Source organism: Bradyrhizobium sp. MV1.5 (genome assembly GCF_055807615.1).
The window spans coordinates 131368-151075 of record NZ_JBVVPL010000005.1 but is presented as its reverse complement, the minus strand read 5'-3'; the positions used below and the strand labels follow the sequence as shown (position 1 = coordinate 151075).

General features: G+C 64.0%; 17 protein-coding genes. 10 read left to right on the top strand and 7 right to left on the bottom strand.

Annotation, left to right across the window (positions count from 1 at the left end; genetic code table 11):
- Positions 1-54 precede the first annotated feature (54 nt).
- The gene (locus AC0L2J_RS07080) at positions 55-747 is read right to left on the bottom strand and encodes a GntR family transcriptional regulator (RefSeq protein WP_162496371.1); all 693 of its coding nucleotides are present in this window, start codon (positions 745-747) and stop codon (positions 55-57) included.
- Positions 748-1097: 350 nt separating this feature from the next.
- Here AC0L2J_RS07080 and AC0L2J_RS07075 point away from each other — a divergent pair, with 350 nt between their 5' ends.
- From AC0L2J_RS07075 to AC0L2J_RS07040, 8 genes are all read left to right on the top strand, one after another.
- Positions 1098-3227, top strand: a complete 2130-nt coding sequence (locus AC0L2J_RS07075; protein ID WP_473388135.1) for an acetate--CoA ligase family protein — start codon at positions 1098-1100, stop codon at positions 3225-3227.
- Between the two features lie 85 nt (positions 3228-3312).
- A complete protein-coding gene (locus tag AC0L2J_RS07070) occupies positions 3313-4161 on the top strand; it encodes an IclR family transcriptional regulator (protein ID WP_473388288.1) in 849 nt (282 codons plus the stop codon).
- 107 nt (positions 4162-4268) lie between these two features.
- Positions 4269-5069, top strand: a complete 801-nt coding sequence (locus tag AC0L2J_RS07065) for an NYN domain-containing protein (protein WP_473388133.1) — start codon at positions 4269-4271, stop codon at positions 5067-5069.
- Between the two features lie 85 nt (positions 5070-5154).
- Positions 5155-6957: an adenine deaminase gene (locus tag AC0L2J_RS07060; protein WP_473388131.1), complete on the top strand. Its 1803-nt coding sequence runs from the start codon at positions 5155-5157 to the stop codon at positions 6955-6957.
- A 151-nt stretch (positions 6958-7108) separates the two neighbouring features.
- Complete coding sequence (gene gcl, locus AC0L2J_RS07055) at positions 7109-8899, top strand: glyoxylate carboligase (RefSeq protein ID WP_473388128.1); 1791 nt, start codon at positions 7109-7111, stop codon at positions 8897-8899.
- An 11-nt stretch (positions 8900-8910) separates the two neighbouring features.
- On the top strand, positions 8911-9696 hold the full coding sequence (gene hyi / locus AC0L2J_RS07050; protein ID WP_473388126.1) for a hydroxypyruvate isomerase: 786 nt from the start codon (positions 8911-8913) through the stop codon (positions 9694-9696).
- Between the two features lie 12 nt (positions 9697-9708).
- A complete protein-coding gene (locus AC0L2J_RS07045) occupies positions 9709-10596 on the top strand; it encodes a 2-hydroxy-3-oxopropionate reductase (RefSeq protein WP_473388124.1) in 888 nt (295 codons plus the stop codon).
- Positions 10597-10711: 115 nt separating this feature from the next.
- Positions 10712-11095 carry a DUF1236 domain-containing protein gene (locus AC0L2J_RS07040; RefSeq protein WP_007593296.1) on the top strand — a complete coding sequence of 128 codons (384 nt, stop codon included), beginning with the start codon at positions 10712-10714 and terminating at the stop codon, positions 11093-11095.
- A gap of 43 nt (positions 11096-11138) precedes the next feature.
- Here the strand turns inward: AC0L2J_RS07040 and AC0L2J_RS07035 are convergent, their stop codons facing one another.
- The 3 genes from AC0L2J_RS07035 to AC0L2J_RS07025 form a co-directional block, all read right to left on the bottom strand.
- Complete coding sequence (locus AC0L2J_RS07035) at positions 11139-11516, bottom strand: VanZ family protein (RefSeq protein ID WP_063993022.1); 378 nt, start codon at positions 11514-11516, stop codon at positions 11139-11141.
- 76 nt (positions 11517-11592) lie between these two features.
- The gene (locus AC0L2J_RS07030; protein ID WP_007608378.1) at positions 11593-12195 is read right to left on the bottom strand and encodes a thiamine pyrophosphate-dependent enzyme; all 603 of its coding nucleotides are present in this window, start codon (positions 12193-12195) and stop codon (positions 11593-11595) included.
- Positions 12196-12206: 11 nt separating this feature from the next.
- Entirely contained in the window at positions 12207-12773 is a 567-nt protein-coding gene (locus AC0L2J_RS07025; RefSeq protein WP_063993020.1) for a thiamine pyrophosphate-binding protein, read from the bottom strand.
- A gap of 266 nt (positions 12774-13039) precedes the next feature.
- On the opposite strand from AC0L2J_RS07025, the gene AC0L2J_RS07020 reads away from it, so the two are divergent.
- Positions 13040-14089: a hydroxyacid dehydrogenase gene (locus AC0L2J_RS07020; RefSeq protein ID WP_473388119.1), complete on the top strand. Its 1050-nt coding sequence runs from the start codon at positions 13040-13042 to the stop codon at positions 14087-14089.
- Positions 14090-14245: 156 nt separating this feature from the next.
- Complete coding sequence (locus tag AC0L2J_RS07015; RefSeq protein WP_007608382.1) at positions 14246-14458, top strand: hypothetical protein; 213 nt, start codon at positions 14246-14248, stop codon at positions 14456-14458.
- A 4-nt stretch (positions 14459-14462) separates the two neighbouring features.
- Here the strand turns inward: AC0L2J_RS07015 and AC0L2J_RS07010 are convergent, their stop codons facing one another.
- From AC0L2J_RS07010 to AC0L2J_RS07000, 3 genes are all read right to left on the bottom strand, one after another.
- Positions 14463-15038 (bottom strand): GNAT family N-acetyltransferase, encoded by a 576-nt coding sequence (locus AC0L2J_RS07010; RefSeq protein ID WP_473388117.1) that lies wholly within the window; start codon positions 15036-15038, stop codon positions 14463-14465.
- A 6-nt stretch (positions 15039-15044) separates the two neighbouring features.
- Entirely contained in the window at positions 15045-17402 is a 2358-nt protein-coding gene (locus tag AC0L2J_RS07005) for an Orn/Lys/Arg family decarboxylase (protein WP_007608384.1), read from the bottom strand.
- 103 nt (positions 17403-17505) lie between these two features.
- The gene (locus AC0L2J_RS07000; RefSeq protein ID WP_473388113.1) at positions 17506-19707 is read right to left on the bottom strand and encodes a xanthine dehydrogenase family protein molybdopterin-binding subunit; all 2202 of its coding nucleotides are present in this window, start codon (positions 19705-19707) and stop codon (positions 17506-17508) included.
- Position 19708: the final 1 nt, after the last annotated feature.

Sequence of the window (19708 nt, the reverse complement as noted above, 5' to 3'; positions counted from 1 at the left end):
TGCCGCTTCAGGCTTTTGGGGGCGATGCCTCGCCCTTCTGGTGAACGTTGCTGGCTAGAAGAGTTCCTGACCATGCGCTTCGACGTAAGCGGCAAGGCCAAGGGTGTGATCGCGGGCGCGCTTCTCGGCGAGCTCGGTATCGCGCGCCTCAAGGGCTTCGATCATGCCGAGATGCTCGGGTAGCGACGTCGCGGTGCGGTCCTTGCGTCCGATGGTCAATTGCCGATATCCGCGCACGTGCAGCAGCAGGTCGTTGGTGAGATCGACCAGCACCGGTGATTCCGACAGCGAGATCAGCGCCTGGTGGAAGGCGATGTTGGCGCGCGAATATTCCTCGACGTGATCCTCGGGCAGGCGATCCTTGCCGAATTCCTTGAAGTAGTCGCGCAGGGCCGTGATGTCTTTCTTGCGCGCCGTGGCGGTGATGAGGCGGGCCGCCATGCTCTCCAGCGCCGCCCAGGCGCGGATCATGTCGACGATCTCGCTCTTGGTCCTGCGCACCACCATGATGCCGCGGCGCGGAACCGTCTTCACGAAACCGTCCTGCTCGAGCATCGCGATGGCTTCGCGGATCGGCGTGCGGCTCACGCCCAGGCGCTCGGACAACGCGCGCTCGTCGAGCATCACCGGCTCGGGCGTCGAGTAGATGTCCATCTTGAGGATGGCTTCCTTCAAGGCGTCATACGCCTTGTTCTTGAAGCTACTCTCCGGGGCAATACGAACGATTGCGATATCTGCCTCGGCCATGTTCGGCAACGCCTTGGTTGGTTTCCGCAGTGACACGACGAATCTCCTCCAGTGGGAGTCGTCTTTTACAGGATTATTAACGGGAAAGTTTTTGGCATACCAAATACCAGAATGTCAAGCTGCCTATTTTTTGCAGCGTTCTAGGGTGCGCTGCAGCTTGACAAGTTGGCTTCTGGCATACCAAATGCCATCGCCAGCCATTTTTGATCCAAGCCGGCGGAGTAACACTCGGCTTTATGCCACTCCGTTCCGCGACATGGAACAGAGCGCGGCGAATGGAAAGCATCACGGGCAGCCGCCACACGCGCGCGCTTTGAGAAACGCAAGAACCAAGGTCAAGGGAGAGCCACATGTCCAATTCCAAAGATGCCGTCCGCAAGGTGCTTGACCAGGTCAAGGCGGACAAGCGCACCAGCCTGACCGCCCCGGAAGGCAAGCTGGTCTGCGACGCCTACGGCATTCCGGTGCCGAAGGAGGGTGTGGCGAAATCGGCCGGCGAGGCCGGCAAAATGGCCTCCTCGATGGGCTTTCCGGTGGTGATGAAGATCGTCTCGCCGGACATTCTCCACAAGACCGAAGCCGGCGGCGTCATCGTCGGGCTCAAGACGGCCGAGGACGCCGAGAAGGCTTACGAGACGATCCTATCCAACGCCAGGAAGTACAAGTCCGATGCCAAGATCGAGGGCGTCCAGGTACAGCAGATGCTGGCCGGCGGCACCGAAGTGATCGTCGGGTCGATCACCGACGCCTCGTTCGGCAAGCTGGTGGCCTTCGGTCTCGGCGGCGTACTGGTCGAAGTTCTGAAGGACATCACCTTCCGCCTCGCGCCCGCGACCAAGCAAGACGCGCTGTCGATGCTCGATGGCATCCAGGCGCATGAAATTTTGAAGGGCGTTCGAGGCGGCGAGCCGGTGAACCGCACCGCGCTTGCGGATGTCATCGTCAAGGTCTCGCAGCTCGTCACCGATTTCCCCGAGATCGTCGAGCTCGATCTCAACCCGGTGTTCGCGACGGCCAAGGACGCGATCGCGGCCGACGTCCGCATCGTCGTCGACTTCGCTTACGTGCCCAAGCAGAAGCCGCGCCCGACCGAAGAGATCGTCGCGGCCATGAGCCGCATCATGCAGCCGAAGGCGGTTGCCGTGGTCGGCGCTTCGGCCGAAGACGGCAAGATCGGCAATTCCGTGATGAAGAACCTCATCAATGGCGGCTACAAGGGCGACATCTACCCGATCCATCCCAAGGCCGCCGAGATCCTCGGCTACAAGGCCTATAAGAGCGTCAAGGACGTGCCCGGCGTAATCGACACCGCGGTGTTCGCAATTCCCGCGAAGTTCGTGGCCGCGGCACTGACCGAATGCGGCGAGAAGAAAATTCCCGGCGCGGTTCTGATCCCGTCGGGCTTCGCGGAAGCCGGCGCGCCGGAGCTCCAGGCCGAGATCGTCGAAGTCGGCAAGAAGTACGACATCCGCCTGATGGGGCCCAACATCTACGGCTTCTATTATACCCCTGCCAATCTCTGCGCGACCTTCTGCACCGCCTATGACGTCAAGGGCCACGCGGCGCTGTCCTCGCAGTCGGGCGGCATCGGCATGGCCATCATCGGCTTCTCCCGTTCGGCCAAGATGGGCGTGTCGGCGATCGTCGGCCTCGGCAACAAGTCCGACATCGACGAGGACGATCTGCTCGCCTTTTTCGAGCAGGATCCGAACACGAACTTGATCGCGCAGCACTGCGAAGACCTCAAGGACGGCCGTGCCTTTGCGGAAGCGGCGAAGCGCGTTTCCAAGAAAAAGCCGGTCATCGTGCTCAAGGCCGGCCGCACCTCGGCCGGTGCGAAGGCGGCCTCGTCGCACACCGGCGCGCTCGCCGGTAACGACAAGATCTACGAGGACGTCCTGGCGCAGTCCGGCGTGATCCGCGCCCGTAGCTTGCGGCAGCTGCTCGAGTTCGCGCGCGGCGTGCCGGTGCTGCCGACGCCGAAGGGCGAGAACGTGCTGATCATCACCGGTGCGGGCGGCTCGGGCGTGCTACTGTCGGACTCCTGCGTCGACAATGGCCTGTCGCTGATGGCGATGCCGGCGGATCTGGATGCGGCCTTCCGCAAGTTCATTCCCCCGTTTGGCGCGGCCGGAAATCCCGTGGACATCACCGGTGGCGAGCCGCCGATCACCTACGTCAACACCGTGAAGCTCGGCCTGACGGACGAGCGCATCCATTCGCTGATCCTCGGCTACTGGCACACCATCGTCACGCCGCCGATGGTGTTCGCCCGCAACATGGTCGAGGTGAAGAAGGAGATGGAGGCCAAGGGCTTCGTGAAGCCGATCGTCGCCTCCCTTGCCGGCGACGTCGAGGTCGAGGAGGCCGCCGAATATCTCTACCAGAACGGCATCCCGGCCTATGCCTATTCGACCGAGCTGCCGGTCGAGGTCCTCGGCGCCAAGTACAAATGGGCGCGCGGGGCAGGGCTGCTCTGAGCTACTACTTCACCTCTCCCCGCACTTGCCCGCTGAAGGCTTGGCGAAGGCGGATGCGGGGAGAGGTGAGAACAGTCAGGTCGCGATGGGCAAGAACGTGATCCGGCGTAAATCTCTTGAGCCTCGATCGCCATCGGACGCCGATCACGACGCGCGTGACGGCGGCGTGCAGTCGGTCGACCGCGCATTGTCGATTCTCGAAACATTGTCCGAGGATGACGAGGGCTATCGCCTCAGCGATCTCGCCGTTCGCACCGGGCTCTCCGCCTCGACCGTGCACCGTCTGCTGGCGACGCTGGAAAGCCGCCGCTTCGTGCAGTTCGACCGCGCCGAATCCAAATGGCATGTCGGCGTGCGCAGCTTCACGGTGGGCGCGAGCTTTGCGCGGCGGCGCAATTTCAGCGCCCAGGCCATCCCCTACTTGCGCAAGCTGCGCGATCTTACCCGCGAGACCGCCAATCTTGCCATGGTCGACGACGAGTTCATCATCGTGCTGACCCGCATGGAGAGCCGCGAGATCATGCGCTCGCTGACCCAGGTCGGCGGCCGCGTCCCCATGGTGACGTCGGGCGTCGGCAAGGCGGTGCTCGCGACCTATTCCGACGAGGACGTCGGCGCCGTCATCCGCCATCACGGCATGCCACGCCTGACCGAGAAATCCATCGTGCGGCCGAGCGACCTGTTCAAGGAGCTCGAGAAGATCCGCAAGCAGGGTTTTGCGGTGGATGATGAAGAGGCTGAGATGGGCCTGCGCTGCGTCGCAGCCGTGGTCTACAACGCACTTGGCGAGCCGTTGGCGGCGATCTCCGTCTCCGGCTTGACCAGCCGCGTCACCGACGCGCGGCTGCCGGAGATCGGCCGCGTGGTGCGCGAGGTCGCGGCGGAACTGACGGCTGCGCTCGGTGGTGTGGCCCCGATCGTGAAGCCGGCCTGAGCCGGGTTCGCGGTCCGTCGTGGGTCGTTGAAGAAATCAGCTCTGGCGGCAATAGCCCCGACATCGGTATATCCGTCCACCGTTGTCGCGTCCTTTTGGGAAAAGTCATGCCGTCAGAGCTCCGTTCGCCCCGTCTCGCTGTCCTGATCGATGCCGACAATGCTTCGGCAAAGATCGCCGATGGACTGTTCGAGGAGATTGCCAAGATCGGCGAGGCGAGCGTTCGCCGCATCTATGGCGATTTTTCCAATGCCAGGTCGAGGAGCTGGGCCGACATCCTGTCCAAACACGCCATCATCCCGCAGCAACAGTTCGCCTACACGACGGGAAAGAATGCCTCCGACATCACCCTGGTCATCGACGCGATGGACCTGCTTCACAGCGGCCGGTTCGACGGTTTTTGCCTGGTGTCGTCGGACAGCGATTTTACCCGTCTGGCCGCCCGGATCCGGGAGCAGGGCATCGATGTCTTTGGGTTCGGCGAACAGAAGACGCCGGAGAGCTTCCGGCAGGCCTGCCGAAGGTTCGTCTACACGGAGAACCTGCTTCCCGCCCCGGCGAACACCCAGGACGCTGCCTCGCGATCGACCTCGCTTCAGCCGTCTGATGCCGCGACCCCCATCATCAAGAAGGTCATCACCCAGATGGAGAGCGAGGACGGCTGGGTGACGCTTGGGGAGGTCGGCCGCCAGCTCGCGAATCTCGCGTCCGATTTCGATCCGAGAACGTTCGGCTTCCGCAAACTGAGTGACCTCGTGCGCAAGACGAATGCGTTCGAGATCGACGAGCAGAACGGGAGGTCGATGCGGATTCGGGTCAAGGCCGCTGCCGCAGCGGCCCCGAGACGACGGAACTCGCGCAGACCCGCGAGGTCAGGGGCGGCAGGCGCTTCGCCGCCTAAGGCGTAAGCAGGACGTGCCGTTATATTTGAGCTTGCCCGGTCGGGCGCAGGGCGTAACCATCGCAGGGCCATAATACCACGCGAGGGGTCCGATGACCAAACTTACCCGCTTCGCCGTCGCACCGCTGCATTCGATGACCCGGCGTCTCGCCGACGTGGCCTCGGCGCGTGTCGCGCCGGATCTCGTCGTCACGGACGCGCGCGTGCTCTCGACCTATTCGGAGCGTATCCAAGCGAGCCGCGAAATCTGGATCACCGGCGGTCGCATTGCGGCGGTGAAGCCGGCCGGTGCTGCGAAGAAAGCCTTCGTCAACGTGCCGGTTTACGATGCGGCCGGCGGCATCATTGCGCCCGGGCTGGTCGATCCGCACATCCACATTGAATCATCGATGGTGACGGCCTGCGCCTATGCCGAAGCAGCTCTGCTCAACGGCACCACCACGATCTTCTGCGACAGCCACGAGATCGGCAACGTGATGGACGTCGCTGGCGTCGAGGCGATGCTGGAGGACGCGCGCGAGGCGCCGTTGACGATTTTTTTGACGGTGCCAAGCACGGTGCCGGCCACCTCAGCCGCACTCGAGACCGCGGGTGGCGATCTGACGCCCGATAAGATCGCCGGCCTGTTCGACCGTTGGCCCGAAGCCGTCGCGCTCGGCGAGAAGATGGATTTTGTACCTGTCACCATGGGCGACGAGCGCAGCCACGCCATCCTGGCCGCCGCCCTGAAGCGCGGGCGGCCGGTATCCGGTCACGTCTACGGCCGCGAATTCGTTGCGGCCTATGCGGCGAGCGGCGTCACCGACACCCATGAGGCGATCGACCGCGACATCGCCGACGATTTGCTCGATGCCGGCGTCTGGGTGTTCCTGCGCGGGGGACCGCCGACCACGCCGTGGCACTCGCTGCCGCAGGCGATCCGCACCATCACCGAGCTCGGGGCCTCGCATAAACGCACCGCCGTGTGCACCGACGATCGCGACGCCGATGATCTCCTGCTGTTCGGGCTCGACTGGGTGGTGCGCGAAGCCGTGAAGGCAGGGATGTCGCCGGAGCAGGCGTGGTCGATGGGCTCGCTGCATGGCGCGACGCGCTTCGGCATGGACAGCGATATCGGCGGGCTCGGCGGCGGCCGCCGCGCCGATCTCGTGCTGATGGACGATAATCTCAAGCCGCAATCGACCTGGTACGGCGGCGAGCTGGTGGTCGAGAACCGCAAGATCACGCCGCGGCTCGATCAGGCATTGTCGCAGCGATATCAATACCCGCAGGCGGCCTACGCGACTGTGAAGCTGCCGGAGAAGCTGAAGCTGACGCCGGAACCGCCGGCGAAGGCCTGCACCGTCAACGCCATCAAGACCGCGTTGCCCGGCATCACGCTGATCCATGAGAAGATCGCGATCGAGCCGGCCAAGGATTGGCCGACGCTGTTTGCGCGCTACGGCCTGTGCTTCGTCACGGTGGTCGAGCGTCACGGCAAATCCGCCGGCAACGTCGCCTACGGCCTGTTGAAGGACTTTGGCCTCAAGCGCGGCGCGGTTGCCTCCAGCGTCGGGCACGACAGCCACAACATCATCGTTGCCGGCACCAACGAGGCCGACATGCAGGTCGCGGTGGCCGCCATCAAGGAGCAACAGGGCGCCGTCTGCCTCGTCGCCGAGGGCAAGGTGAGGGCGCTGGTGCCGCTGCCGATCGCTGGGCTCTTGTCCGACAAGCGCGTCACGGAGGTGGCGGAAGAGGTCAAGGTGCTGAAGAAGGAATGGGCGGAAGCCGGCTGCACCATCCCCTACATGGGCTTCAATCTGATTCCTCTATCGGTCATTCCGGAAATTCGTATCACCGACAAGGGCCTCGTGCTGGTGCCGCAGATGCAGCTGGCGCCGCTGTTCGAGTGATCGCTTTCACGGATATCTCGATCTAACCGATTGAGACCGCCGCGATTTTTCCGCGGCTGCCGCATCGTGGAAAATAAAATCGATCTCGTTGAGTGCGGGGCTTGCACGCCTGATGATCGCGCTCGCTGACTCAACTCAAGCGAGGTCCGATATGGCGAAGATGCGAGCGATCGATGCGGCCGTCCGAATTCTGGAGAAGGAAGGCATCTCGACTGCCTTCGGCGTTCCCGGGGCCGCGATCAATCCGCTTTACTCGGCGCTGAAGAAGCGCGGCTCGATCCGCCATATCCTGGCGCGCCATGTCGAGGGTGCCTCGCACATGGCCGAGGGCTATACTCGGGCCAAGGCGGGCAACATCGGCGTCTGCATCGGAACCTCGGGGCCGGCGGGCACCGACATGATCACCGGGCTCTATTCGGCGATCGCCGATTCCATCCCGATCCTCTGTATCACCGGGCAGGCGCCGCGCGCGCGGCTCTACAAGGAAGATTTCCAGGCCGTCGACATCGAATCGATCGCAAAGCCCGTGACCAAATGGGCGGTGACGGTGCGCGAGCCGGCGCTGGTGCCGCGCGTGTTCAGCCAGGCGTTTCATGTCATGCGCTCAGGGAGGCCGGGACCGGTGCTGATCGACATGCCGCTCGACGTGCAGCTCGCCGAGATCGAGTTCGACGACGAGACCTACGAGCCGTTGCCGGTCTACAGGCCAACCGCGAGCCGCAAGCAGGTCGAGAAGGCGCTGGAAATGCTCAACGCCGCCGAACGGCCGCTGATCGTCGCGGGCGGCGGCGTGATCAATGCCGACGCCTCGGATCTGCTGGTGGAATTCGCCGAGATTGCCAACGTGCCGGTCGTGCCGACGCTGATGGGGTGGGGAGCCATCCCCGACGACCACGTGCTGATGGCCGGTATGGTCGGTCTTCAGACCAGCCATCGTTACGGCAATGCCACCATGCTCGAATCCGATTTCGTGCTCGGCATCGGCAACCGCTGGGCAAACCGCCACACCGGCTCGGTCGAGACCTACACCAAGGGTCGCACCTTCGTGCATGTCGACATCGAACCGACCCAGATCGGACGCGTGTTCAATCCCGATCTCGGCATCGTCTCGGACGCGAAGGCCGCGCTCGAACTGTTCGTCACCGTCGCCAGGGAATGGCGCCGGTCAGGCAGGTTGCGCGAGCGCCAGGCGTGGCCCGCTTCCTGCCGCGACCGGAAGAAGACCATGTTGCGCAAGAGCCATTTCGACAATGTCCCGATCAAGCCGCAGCGCGTCTACGAGGAGATGACCAAGGCCTTTGGCCGCGACACCTGCTACGTTTCCGTGATCGGCCTGTCGCAGATCGCCGGCGCGCAGTTCTTGGGCGTCTACAAGCCGCGCAACTGGATCAATGCCGGGCAGGCGGGACCGCTCGGCTGGACGCTACCCGCGGCGCTCGGCGTGCGCGCGGCGTGTCCGGATCGCGACATCGTCGCGCTCTCCGGTGACTACGACTTCCAGTTCCTGATTGAAGAGCTCGCGGTCGGGGCGCAATTCAATCTGCCCTACATCCATGTTGTCGTGAACAATTCCTATCTCGGGCTGATCCGCCAGGCCCAGCGTGGATTCGACATGGACTATCACGTCCAGCTCTCGTTTGAGAACATAAACGCGCCGGAGCTCGGCGGCTACGGCGTCGATCACGTCGCCGTCGCCGAAGGGCTCGGCTGCAAGGCGATCCGTGTCACCGATCCCAAGGATTCGCAGGCTGCGTTCGCGACCGCGCGCGAATGGATGGCGAAGTACCGCGTGCCCGTGATGGTCGAATTCATTCTCGAACGCGTCACCAACATCGCGATGGGAACGGAAATCGACAACATCGTCGAATTCGAGGAGGTGCTGGATTTGCCGCTCGACGAGGTCGCGACGGCGCGGCCCGGCGTGCTGCAGCCGGCGGAATAGGGAACAGCATCATGCCGAAATTCGCCGCAAACCTCACCATGCTTTTCAACGAAATGCCGTTCGTGGACCGCTTCGCCGCAGCCAAAGCGGCGGGCTTTTCCGGGGTCGAGTACCTCTTCCCCTATGAATTCGACAAGGCGCAGTTGCGCGAGCAGCTCGACAGCCATGGGCTGACGCAGGTGCTGCACAATCTGCCGGCCGGCAATTGGGCGGCAGGCGAGCGCGGCATCGCGATCCTGCCTGATCGTACCAGCGAGTTCAGGGACGGCGTGTTTCGCGCCATCGACTATGCCAAAGCGCTCGATTGCGAGCAGCTCAACTGTCTCGTCGGCATCGCGCCTGTCGATGCCGACCCGCGCGAGCTCAACGAAACGCTGGTCGGGAATCTGCGGTTTGCAGCGTCGACTCTGGCGCGCGAGAACATCAAACTTCTGGTCGAGCCGATTAACACGCTCGACATTCCCGGCTTCTTCCTCAACGGCACCGAGCAGGCCGTGCAGCTGATCTCCGAGGTGCGCTCCAACAATCTGTTCATCCAGTACGACATCTATCACATGCAGATCATGGAGGGTGATCTCGCCCGCACCATGCAGGAATATCTGCCGCAGATCGCGCACATCCAGCTCGCCGACAATCCCGGCCGCAACGAGCCCGGCACCGGCGAGATCAACTATCCCTTCCTGTTCCGCCATCTCGACGCGATCGGCTATCGCGGCTGGATCGGCTGCGAATACAAGCCGCGCACCACGACGCTGGAAGGCCTGTCCTGGCACGCCGCGCAGACGTTTGAGACCTGAGGAAACCTTGACATGATCGACATCGGCTTTATCGGACTTGGCACCATGGGACGGCCGATGGCCGGCCATCTTCTGGCCGCAGGCCATCGCGTTCTCCTGCACGATGTCGGGCCGGTCGCACCCGAGCTGATCGCCGCCGGCGGCGTTGACTGCAAGTCAAGCAAGGAGGTCGCGGAGGAGGCGGATGCGATCATCATCATGGTTCCGGATACCCCGCATGTGGAGGCCGTGCTGTTCGGCAAGAACGGCGTAGCGGGCGGCATTTGCAAGGGCAAGATCGTGGTCGACATGAGCTCGATCTCGCCGCTGGCGACCAAGGAGTTCGCGAAGAAGATCGAGGCGCTCGGCGCGGATTATCTCGACGCCCCGGTGTCAGGCGGGGAGGTCGGTGCCAAGGCGGCAAGCCTCACCATCATGGTCGGTGGGCCCGAACGCGCCTTCAACACCATGAAGCCGATCTTCGACCGGATGGGAAAGAACGTCACCCGGGTCGGCGCCAATGGCGATGGCCAGACGACGAAGGTCGCCAACCAGATCATCGTCGCGTTGACGATCGAAGCGGTCAGCGAAGCGCTGCTGTTCGCGTCGAAAGCCGGTGCGGATCCGGCGCTGGTGCGGCAGGCCCTGATGGGCGGCTTTGCGTCGTCGCGGATTCTAGAAGTGCATGGTGAGCGCATGGTGAAGCGCAATTTCGATCCCGGCTTCCGTATCGAGCTGCACCAGAAGGATCTCAACCTCGCGCTTGAAGGCGCCCGCGCGCTCGGCCTGTCGCTGCCGAGCACGGCAGTGGCGCAGCAATTGTTCTCGTCTTGCACTGCGCATGGTGGCAAGGGCTGGGATCACTCGGCGATGGTGCGGGCGCTGGAACTGATGGCGGGGCACGAGATCGCCGCGGCCTGAACTGTTACCGGGGAACAGTCTCCAGTTTTGGTGCAGTCTAGATCGGGCGGGGAACCGGAACAATGATCCGGCCCGGCGGTTGAAGGCGCACAACAATCACTGGAGACATAAGCACATGAAAACCCGTCTTGCGATTTCGTTGGCTGCCGCGTCGCTGCTGGCGTCGAGTGCGGCCTTTGCTCAGTCGACGACCGAAGAGGGCGCCAGGAACGGCGCACGCGCAGGCGGCGACATCGGCGGCCCGGTCGGAGCGATGGTCGGTGGTACCGTCGGTGCGGCGGTCGGCGCTGGTCTGGAAATCCCGAATGCGATCCTCGGCGGAATTCCGCGCGATGATTCCGTCGTGGTTCACGAGCGCGTCGTGGTCGGCGAGCCCCTGCCGCCGACCGTGGTGCTGCGGCCCGTGCCGAACTACACCGAATATCGCTATGCAGTCGTGAACGATCGCCGCGTGATCGTGGAGCCGCGCACCCGCCGCGTCGTCAAGATCATCGACTGATCGATCTGAGCGTGAGCTTTGAAGAGACGGGCCCTGCGGAGCGTCACTCCGCGGGGCCTTGACTCGTTAGGGCCGAATTTGCACGAAACCGCGTCATGGCCCAATCGGCGATGGCCGCGAGCGCGAAGCCGACGCAGGTGGTGCCAGCATCGACCAGAAAGTCCTCCAGCCGCGCATGCCGTCCCGGTGCCCAGAATTGCATCAGTTCGAGCAGCCCGATCAGCACCACCGCGATGGCCGTGGCCGACAGGCGGCGGCGCGGATAGGCGAGGCCGAAGGCTAGTCCCACCAGGACGAAGGCAAGGGCATGTTCGCCGTCCTGGCCGAGGTCGGAATGGGGCCGCAGGCCGGGCGGGCCGAGGGTTGCAAAGGCGACGGCGGCGGCAAGCAGCCAGGCAGAGGAGCGAACCAAAATGGACATTCGCACCGCTTAGCACGGATTGCAGCCGCCTGCCGAGGCGCCAGGATCAGATCGCCGTGTAGTTAATGACGAAACGTTAAAGCGGCTCGCGCACGCCAAGGCCGTGCATGAAGCGTTCCCGGATTTGTACGGGATCGCGTCGGGTGGCGCCGACGCCGGGCTTGTCATCGATGCGGACGGCGATCAGGCTGGGCTCGCCGACCGACATGGCTTGCTCGACCAGACGCTCGAAATCCTCCTCGTCTGCGGCCCAGGCGCTGTTGGCAAGCCCGGAGCCGGTCGCGATGGCGACGATGTCAGCTACGTTCGCGGCCGGCGTCGGCTGCGCGCCGGTGATCTGGTAGATGCCGTTGTCCATCACGATCATGACGAGGTTCTTCGGCTTCAACGCTGCAATCGTCGAGAGCGCGCCGAGTTGCATCAGCAGCGAGCCGTCGCCTTCGAGCGCAAAGACGCGCCGGTCCGGCTGCGCCAGCGCCACGCCCAGCGCGATCGGAAAGGCGAGCCCCATGCTGCCGAGCATGTAGAAATTCTGCGGACGGTGGCCGGCGGCCCAGAGGTCGAAATTGGTGTTGCCGATGCCGCCGATCACGGCTTCCTCGTGCTCGAGTTTCGCGATCAGGCGCGAGGTGACGTCGAAGCGGTTCATCACTTTGGTGTTGCGCGCGTCTGTGTTCATTTGGGCCGGCCTCACTTGTCGAACACCTTGCCGCCCGTGAGCAGCGGGTTGAGGATCAGGGCCACCGGCGCCTGCGTCGTGACGGCCTGCTTGATCGAACGGTCGGCAATGAATTCGAGCTCGTCGAGCCGGGTGATGGTGTGATGCTCCAGCGCCAGCGAATCCAGCACCGGACGCATGGTGCGGCAGACCAATGACTGGCCGTAGTTGAACTCGCCGAGCGTGCCGCGCTCGGACACGAACATGATCAGCGGAATCTGGTAGGGCACCGCGAGCGAGGCCAGCACGTTGGCGAGCGTCGCAAAGCCCGAGGTCTGCATCAGCACCGCGCCCCGCCGTCCGCCCATCCAGGCGCCCGAGACGATGCCGACGGCCTCCTCCTCGCGGGCGGTGGCAAAGGTGGTGAAGAACGGATCGGCGTGCAGGTTCTTGATCAGCGGCGTTAGCACGCGGTCGGGCACGTAGGGGACGAGGCTGATCTCGTTCCGCTTCAGCGTTTGCAGGATGATGCCGTGCCAGCTCTTGTCACTGGAGGTCTGCGCCGCCTCGGACGAGGTCTGTTGCTCCGCAATCGGCATTGCGTTCTCCCTTCGGCCGCGCATGCTTCTTGGTCTTTTGCCATTGTCTTAGCCCTGTCTTGGCCGTCGCGGCGGTCTGCCGAACTTGACGCAGGCAGCGGGATTGTCAACATGTCCGGGCTGCACCGTGATCTGCGCCAGACGGCCTGCCGCGGCCGGTGCCGCCGTGTCATAAGCGGCAACAACAAGAGAACGGAGGAACGCATGACAGGAGCGCGCGAAGCGCGGGCCCTGCGGATCTCCTGGAGAGAGCCGGAAGGGTCCTGATGTCCGTCAACAGCAAGCGCGTCTTCTACGTCAAATATCTGGCCAACCCGATCTATATCGACATTCTGAAGGCGCGGCCCGATGTCCGGCTCGATCGCATCGAGAACGAGAGCCCCGAGGAATATTTCGCGCCGATCATCGAAGCGGCTCATGTCTACCAGATCGGGGCCGCCCGTGACGAACTGGCCCCGCACTTCCATGTCGGTGCTGCCTTCCTGAAGCGCGCGCCGAACCTGCTGCTCGTCTCCAGCAACGGCGCGGGATTCGATCCTGTCGACGTCGAGGCCTGCACCGATGCCGGCGTGCTGGTCGTCAACCAGTCCGGCGGCAACGCCCACTCGGTCGCCGAGCATGCGTTGGCGATGATGCTGACGCTGTCCAAGCGCATCATCCAGTCCGATCGCAAGCTCCGCAGGGAGTCCAACGTCAACCGCAACGAACTCGTCGGCAACGAGATCGAGCACAAGACCGTCGGCATCATCGGCCTCGGCAATGTCGGTCGCCGCATCGCCGCGTTGTGCAACGGCCTGTTCGGCATGAAGGTGCTGGCCTACGATCCGTACCTGACGGCCGAGGTGATGGCCGAGCGGGGCGGCGAGAAGGTCGAGCTCGACGAGCTCTTGCGCCGCGCCGATTTCGTCTCGATCTCCTGTCCGCTCGACAAGGGCAGCCGCAACATGATCAGCGTGCGCGAGTTTGGGTTGATGCAGCCGCATGCGTACTTTATCACCACGGCGCGTGGCTTCATCCACGATGAAGATGCGCTGCTCCAGGCCTTGCGTGACAAGCGCATTGCGGGCGCCGGTCTCGACGTCTGGTCCAAGGAGCCGCCGCCGCCGGAGCATCCGCTGCTCCAGTTCGATAATGTGCTGGCGAGCCCGCATACGGCCGGCGTCACGATCGAGGCGCGGCAGAACATGGGCCGGATCGCCGCCGAGCAAGTGCTGCAGACGCTCGACGGCAAGCGCCCGCCGCGCATCATCAATCCCGAGGTCTGGCCACGCTATGCGGAGCGATTCAAGCAGGCGTTTGGTGTGACGCCGGCGTAGTCGGCTGTCGCTTTGTCCTTCCGTGGGCGGCGCTCCTGCCGCCTAATGATCGGCGGGGGGGAACCGCGCCCGATTTTGATCCGCGTCAAAATCTCCCTCCCGGATTCCGTCTAAATGGGATTAGAGTGAGCGCCGCCGGGGCAGGCAGGAGGTCCCATGTCAACTTATGTGGTCAGGTTCATGAAGGACGTGCTCGGCCAGTACGGCCGGCAGATCGAGGTGTGCCAGGGCACGCTTGAGATCGACGCTTCCGACGAGGACGAAGCCAGAGAGCGGGCGAAGGCGAGGTTTTGCGAGGACCAGGCGTTGCACCACTGGTCGTTGCATGCCGACCGCATCCAGGTCAGACCGGCTGACTTTCCATCGTGAGGGCCTAGCGCCGGGGCGCCGTGACAGGTGGCGCAGTGACGCCAGCGCCGAGCGAGCGCTGTACCATGACGGTGTCGGACCAGTGACCGTGGCGATAGGCGACACCACGCAGAAGGCCGGCGCGCGCGAAACCGAACTTCTCGTGCAACGCCAGCGAGGGGGCGTTGTCGGCATCGATATAGCCGATCATCTGGCGGAAGCCGGCGGCTGCACAAGCATCGATCAATTCCTGGAGCAACAGCCGTCCGACCCCGCGGCCAAGATGCTCGTGGTGGACGTAGATCGAATGCTTGGCGGTGTAGCGATAGGCTGGACGCTTGCGGAACAGCACGGCGTAGGCATAGCCCACGACTTCGCCGCGGTAGGCCGCGACCAGATGCGGCAGGCGGGTCTGCTTCAGGTTCTTGCGCCGGTCGCGCAGATCGTCCGGCTCGGGCGCACCGGTTCCCTCGACGTCGCGCGGCACGCCGTTGCGGACGTGATGGCGGTAGATCGCCAGCATCGCCTCGACATCGCTCTCGCGAGAGGGCCGGACCAGGACCGGCCCGTCATCCGGGCGCGCAATCGCAGTTTCGTTCATCGGCACCTACTCGGTAACGACGTAAGTATAGAGCCCGATGCGCCCCTGCGCATCGATCTCCTTGTAGACGCCCTGGATTTCCACGTCGAAGCCCGGGAACGTGTTGAAGCAGGTCTCGAACATCTTGAGATAATCCAGCATGGGCTTGGCCCGTTCCGTCAGCCGCTCGCCGGGCACGATGGTGGCGATGCCGGGGGGATAGACCACGAAGGGTGTGGTGGCGATACGGCCCGTGATCGCCTCGATCGGCAGATAGTCGACATCGTTGCGGAACAGGTAGCGCGCGGCATCGCGGGGCGACATCGCGATGTCAGGCATGTGCTCGGGCATGAACTGTCGCGCCTGAAGCGCGCTGACGTCGGCGGCGCGAAAGAAGCGGTGCATCTCGCCGCAGAGGTCGCGCAGCCGCACGCCGGCATAGCGCGCCTGCCGCCGCTGGGAGAACTCCGGGATAACGTCCGCAAGCAGCGCATTGTCGTCGTGCAGCCGCTTGAAGGCGACGAGACCGGAGATCAGCGTGCCCGCCTTGCTTGCCTCGACGCCCGGAGTAAGCAGGAAGAGCAGGGAGTTGAGGTCGTTCTTCTCGGGGACGATGCGGTTCTCGCGCAGATATTGCGCGACGACCGGAGCGGGGATGCCGTGATCGACATAGCCGCCGGTGATGCGATCGAAGCCGGGCGTGAGCAGCGTCAGCTTGTTCGGATCGGTCATGGCGAAGCCCTCGCTGAGGCCAGGGAAGCCATGCCAGGCGCTGTCGGGGGAGAGCTGCCACAGCGCAGGATTGGTGGCGAGCTCGTCGGTGGAGAGTGTTTCCCAGGCGACGTTGTGCGAAGCGCCGGCGTGGCTGACATCGGGAATGGCGACGCGATCGGGGACGAAGGGTTCGAAGAACCAGCGCCTGTCCGGATTCTGCTCCTTCTCCTCGAACTCCCTGCGCATCGCGCGGATCTTCTTGCGCAGCTCGATGCCGAGCCGGATGGTGTCGTCCCACAGCACTTCGCCGGAGCGGCCCTTCATCATCTGCGCGCCGACGTCGAGCGAGGCGAACAGCGGGTAGAATGGCGACGTGGAAGCGTGCTGCATGAAACTTTCATTGAAGCGGCGGTGCTCGACGCGTCGCTTCTGGCCGCGGATGTGACGATCCTTGATGTGGATTTGGGATGCCTGCGAGAAGCTCGCAAGCTGCTTGTGGGTCGACTGCGTCGCGATGATCCCGGGTGCCTCGGGGGGAAGGTTCGCCAGCCCCATGGCGAAGCGGCCCGCATAGAGCGGGTGGAACTTCATGAAGCCGGCCCAGGCCTCGTCGAACAGGATGTACTCGCAGAGATGGCCGATGCGCTTCAAGATCATCTCGGCGCTGTGGATGGTGCCGTCATAGGTGCACTGCTCGACCACGGCGACGCGGAACGGCCGTTCCTTGCGCCAGGCGTCCTTGTCCGTGACCAGGGGATGATTGCGGATTGCCTCGCGCAAGGTTTTCTCGTCGAGCATATCCCAGCGCATCGGGCCGATCAGGCCCCAGGCATTCCGGATGGTCGGCACGTAGACCGGGACGCCGCCATTGATCATCAGCGCGCCATGATGGGCGGCCTTGTGATTGTTGCGGTCGAACAGTACGAGATCGCCGTCGGTGACGAGGGCGCCGAGCGCAACCTTGTTCGAGGTCGAGGTTCCATTGAGCACGAAGTAGGTCTTTTCCGCGCCAAAGATCTGGGCGGCTTCCTTCTGTGCCTTCAACGCCGGTCCTTCATGGGTGAGGAGGTCGCCCAGGTCGAGCACGGAATTGTCGAGATCGTCGCGGAACACGGACTCGCCGAGATGTTCGACGAAGACCCGTCCGATGGGGCTGCGGTTGTAGAACACGCCGCCATTGTGGCCCGGACAGGTCCAGAGCTGGTTGCCCTCCTCGGCATAGTCGACCAGCGCGCCGAAGAACGGCGTCTTCAGCGTCTCCGCATATTGCTTCAGACGGCTGATCAGGTTCTTGGCGATGAAGGTCGGTGTCTCCTCCGACAGGAAGACATAACCGTCGATGAAGTCGAGCACCTCGACCGGGAGATCCTCGAACCGCTTGCGCCGGATCAGGAGGATGATCGGGAAATCGAGGCCGCGTCGCCGCATCAAATTGATCAGCGCCGAGGTCTTGCCCTCCAGGCCCTTCTTGCCCCAATCCACCACCATGCAGCCGATCGCGGCATCGGTCTGCACCGCCATCTCCGCGTCCTCCAGCTTGCGGGCGCGAACGACCTCGAAGCCGGAACGCTGGATCTCCTCGATGATCTGGTTGAAGCGCACGCCTTCGAGGTCGTCGGCGTCGAACACAGGTGCGGCGAACAGGAAGTTGAAGCGCTTGAAATAGTCCATTGTCCATCCCGAATGTGCGAGACCGACAGGTCTCGACACATTTGATGACAGCTGGATGACAGGGGGCGCGATCCCGAGCGGGCCGGGTCGGATGACCGGCGGCTCAGTCGAGTAGCTTGTCCAGTGTGATCGGGAAGCGGCGGATGCGTTTGCCGGTGGCATGATAGACGGCGTTCGCGATCGCGGCGGGGACGCCGACGATGCCGATCTCGCCCAATCCCTTGATGCCGAGCTTGTTGATACGATTGTCCGGCTCGTCGACGAAGATCACGTCGATGTCGTGAACATCCGCATTCACGGGAATATGGTACTCGGCGATGTTGGCGTTCATGATCCGGCCAAAGCGGTGATCCATCACCGTCTCCTCGTGCAGTGCCATCCCGATTCCCCAGACCACGCTGCCCATGATCTGGCTGCGGCCAGTCTTGGTGTTGAGAATCCGCCCGGCCGCGACGGCGCTCACGACCCGCGTCACGCGGATGACGCCCAGCTCTTCGTCCACCTTGACCTCGGCAAAGACGGCTGAATGGGTATTGCGCGCGTGCTTCTTGTCCTCACCGAACTGGTTGAGCTTTTCCTTCTCGATGCGTTCGACGCCGCCATGGCGCATCGCGTCGGCGATCGAGACCGCACGGCTGGTGTCGCTGGCCCCGGCAATGCTGCCGTCGATCAGGACCGTATCGGCCAACTCGGCGCCGGCAAGCGGCGAGCCTGGGATTTTCCCGGCCAGACCTAACAGCTCCTTGCGCACCTCCTCGGCGGCTGCGAGCACCGCATGTGCGCTCGAGGCAGCCATCCAGGAGCCGCCCTCGACCGGCGCCTGCGGCAGACTGGAATCTGCGAGCCTGACGCTGATGTTCTCGATCGGCAGGCCCAGCGCATCGGCCGCGACCTGCGCGACAATGGTGTAGGTGCCGGTGCCGATGTCGGATGCGGCGCAGGACACCTCGGCATGTCCGTTCGACGTCAGCACGATACGGACGGCGACCGGCATCTGCAGTGCTTCCCACACACCCGTCGCCATGCCCCAGCCGACCAGATCCTTGCCGTCGCGCATCGAGCGCGGTGCAGGATTGCGCTTGCTCCAGCCGAAGGCGTCCGCGCCGCGCGCGTAGCATTCGCGCAACTGCTTGCTGGTGTAGGGCAGGTTTTCGCTCTGGTCGCGATCCGAGTAGCACTTCAGCCGCAGCTCGACCGGGTCGAGCTTGAGTGCCGCCGCGAGTTCGTCCATCGCGCATTCGAGCGCGCAGACGCCCGACGCCGCGCCCGGTGCGCGCGTGTCGCAGGGTGTGGAGACGTCAAGGTGAACCAGCTTGTGGGAGAAGCGGCTGTTCGGGCTCTTGTAGAGCTGTTCAGCCCAGCCGGTATCGTTGCGCGCAAAATCCTCATAGCGCGAGGTGACGGCAATGGCCTCGTGCGTGACCGCATCGAGCGTACCGTCGGACATTGCGCCCAGCCCGACGCGCTCGATGGTCATCGGCCGGTAGCCGAGCCCATACATCTGCTGCCGCGTCAGCACGACGCGAACGGACCGCTTCAGCGCGAGCGCGCCGAGCGTTGCCAGTACCACCTGATATTGCGGCCGCAAACCGGAGCCGAAGGCGCCGCCGACGTATGGCGAGACCACGCGAATGTCATCGGGCATCTTGTCGAACACGCCGCAGAGAAATTTGTGGACGTTCTGGACGCCTTGAGTCTTGTCGTAGATCGTCAGCTTGCCACTGCTGTCCCAGACCGCCGTGGTCGCATAGAGTTCCATCGGGTTGTGATGCTCGGTCGGTATCACGTAGTCCGCCTCGTGGCGCACATCAGCTTCCGCAAGGGCGGCTGCGGCGTCGCCGCGCGGCTTATGCGGCTTGTCCTTCTCGGCAGCGTTGCTGCGCTCGCCTTCGAGGTCGGTCGCAAAACCATGCTGCTCATATTCGACCCGCACCAGCGTCGCGGCGAATTTCGCGGTTTCCCAGTCCCCCGCGACGACAAGTGCGATCGGCTGGCCGTTGAACTTGATCGTGTCATCGTAAAGCGGACGGAAAGGCGACCCGTCCGGTGCAACCTCGTCCTTCCAGGACTCGTCGCTGTCGGCGAGCGGCGGACGGTTCGCATGCGTGAGCACGTCGAGCACGCCCTCGACCTGCAGCGCCGCACTGCTGTCGAGGCGTGCAATGCGCCCGCGTGGAATGGTGGCCTCGACGACAAAGCCATGGAGGAGCCTGTCGGCCGGAAATTCGCCGGCGTATTTGGCGGCCCCGGTGACCTTGGCCCGGCCGTCGACACGCGACGTCGGCGTTCCCACATAAGCGTTCATA

Coding starts and splice junctions, on each gene's coding strand:
- AC0L2J_RS07060 (WP_473388131.1), top strand. CDS start 5,155: ATGACCAAACTTACCCGCTTCGCCGTCGCACCGCTGCATTCGATGACC.
- AC0L2J_RS07040 (WP_007593296.1), top strand. CDS start 10,712: ATGAAAACCCGTCTTGCGATTTCGTTGGCTGCCGCGTCGCTGCTGGCG.
- AC0L2J_RS07010 (WP_473388117.1), bottom strand. CDS start 15,038: ATGAACGAAACTGCGATTGCGCGCCCGGATGACGGGCCGGTCCTGGTC.
- gcl (WP_473388128.1), top strand. CDS start 7,109: ATGGCGAAGATGCGAGCGATCGATGCGGCCGTCCGAATTCTGGAGAAG.
- AC0L2J_RS07015 (WP_007608382.1), top strand. CDS start 14,246: ATGTCAACTTATGTGGTCAGGTTCATGAAGGACGTGCTCGGCCAGTAC.
- AC0L2J_RS07035 (WP_063993022.1), bottom strand. CDS start 11,516: ATGTCCATTTTGGTTCGCTCCTCTGCCTGGCTGCTTGCCGCCGCCGTC.
- AC0L2J_RS07075 (WP_473388135.1), top strand. CDS start 1,098: ATGTCCAATTCCAAAGATGCCGTCCGCAAGGTGCTTGACCAGGTCAAG.
- AC0L2J_RS07045 (WP_473388124.1), top strand. CDS start 9,709: ATGATCGACATCGGCTTTATCGGACTTGGCACCATGGGACGGCCGATG.
- hyi (WP_473388126.1), top strand. CDS start 8,911: ATGCCGAAATTCGCCGCAAACCTCACCATGCTTTTCAACGAAATGCCG.
- AC0L2J_RS07000 (WP_473388113.1), bottom strand. CDS start 19,707: ATGAACGCTTATGTGGGAACGCCGACGTCGCGTGTCGACGGCCGGGCC.
- AC0L2J_RS07070 (WP_473388288.1), top strand. CDS start 3,313: ATGGGCAAGAACGTGATCCGGCGTAAATCTCTTGAGCCTCGATCGCCA.
- AC0L2J_RS07025 (WP_063993020.1), bottom strand. CDS start 12,773: ATGCCGATTGCGGAGCAACAGACCTCGTCCGAGGCGGCGCAGACCTCC.
- AC0L2J_RS07020 (WP_473388119.1), top strand. CDS start 13,040: ATGTCCGTCAACAGCAAGCGCGTCTTCTACGTCAAATATCTGGCCAAC.
- AC0L2J_RS07080 (WP_162496371.1), bottom strand. CDS start 747: ATGGCCGAGGCAGATATCGCAATCGTTCGTATTGCCCCGGAGAGTAGC.
- AC0L2J_RS07065 (WP_473388133.1), top strand. CDS start 4,269: ATGCCGTCAGAGCTCCGTTCGCCCCGTCTCGCTGTCCTGATCGATGCC.
- AC0L2J_RS07030 (WP_007608378.1), bottom strand. CDS start 12,195: ATGAACACAGACGCGCGCAACACCAAAGTGATGAACCGCTTCGACGTC.
- AC0L2J_RS07005 (WP_007608384.1), bottom strand. CDS start 17,402: ATGGACTATTTCAAGCGCTTCAACTTCCTGTTCGCCGCACCTGTGTTC.